Genomic DNA, 278 nt, shown 5'->3' on the forward strand with positions numbered 1-278 from the left:
ATGCGACACTAGCTCAGTTGGTAGAGCGCAACCTTGCCAAGGTTGAGGTCACGAGTTCGAACCTCGTGTGTCGCTCCAGTTTTATAGTTCTCACGGTACTTAACGGTGACACAATACGGACGCGGGGTGGAGCAGCTTGGTAGCTCGTCGGGCTCATAACCCGAAGGTCGTCGGTTCAAATCCGGCCCCCGCAACCAATGCGACACTAGCTCAGTTGGTAGAGCGCAACCTTGCCAAGGTTGAGGTCACGAGTTCGAACCTCGTGTGTCGCTCCAGTT

General features: G+C 55.4%; 3 tRNA genes. All 3 read left to right on the plus strand.

Going from position 1 to position 278, the window contains the following annotated elements:
* Positions 1-2 precede the first annotated feature (2 nt).
* A tRNA-Gly gene (locus IQR33_RS22180) sits at positions 3-78 on the plus strand.
* A gap of 42 nt (positions 79-120) precedes the next feature.
* Positions 121-197: transfer RNA gene (locus tag IQR33_RS22185), tRNA-Met, on the plus strand.
* A gap of 2 nt (positions 198-199) precedes the next feature.
* Positions 200-275: transfer RNA gene (locus IQR33_RS22190), tRNA-Gly, on the plus strand.
* The last annotated feature ends 3 nt before the right edge of the window (positions 276-278 follow it).

The sequence above is a fragment of the Vibrio sp. OPT46 genome, from assembly GCF_015163535.1.
Lineage (GTDB): Bacteria > Pseudomonadota > Gammaproteobacteria > Enterobacterales > Vibrionaceae > Vibrio > Vibrio alginolyticus.